This is a genomic window from Shewanella sp. SW32 (assembly GCF_025653365.1).
GTDB lineage: Bacteria > Pseudomonadota > Gammaproteobacteria > Enterobacterales > Shewanellaceae > Shewanella > Shewanella oncorhynchi.
The window spans coordinates 1-596 of the sequence record NZ_JAKKSJ010000114.1; the positions used below are offsets into that span (position 1 = coordinate 1).

Annotated in this window: 1 protein-coding gene; it reads right to left on the reverse strand. The window is 45.1% G+C overall.

Features of this window, described 5'->3' with window-relative positions:
* A partial coding sequence (locus L5M28_RS24100; protein ID WP_263204548.1) for a hypothetical protein occupies nucleotides 1–432 on the reverse strand: 432 nt, incomplete at its 3' end.
* Nucleotides 433–596 lie beyond the last annotated feature (164 nt).

Sequence of the window (596 nt, forward strand, 5' to 3'; positions counted from 1 at the left end):
CTCATTAACATCAAGCTCACCCATCGCCTCTTTAGTAGATATATAAGCGCTATAGGCTTGGCTTACGGCAGTATCAACAAATTGCTCAGTAATTTCATCTTCTGCTAAGGCACCCGCATCGACAGCTATATCAGATAATTCAATCAATATTTCAGTAGCCAAAACCAGCTTAATATCGTCGCTAAACTCCATTTGCTTGGATACCGCAATAAGCACAGCGGCCACAGCGCTACCAATGCCTTTGGCAATCTCTTCGGAGTCCTTAATCATGGCAGCAATTTGATCGCCAGTTTGCCCTTCGCCGTGGATAATCACTTGGGCGACTTTCATTGCTTCAGCAAGCTGGGTTTCTTCCTCTGGTGTTAAGTTTTCTTCATCGTTTGCATTGGCTGCAGCTGCACCCATTTGGTTGATACCGTTTACTTTAGCCATCAGTTAGCCCACCGTTTTAGTTAAGTCGTCTAGCGTAGTGGGTTGCCACGGTTGGTATTCCCCTGCTTTTGGAATACTAGCCATAGGAGACAAGTTAACCTTACCCATAAGCCCGCCGATATTTAAATCGGTTTTATTCCCATCACCATCAACTCCCCAGTAAG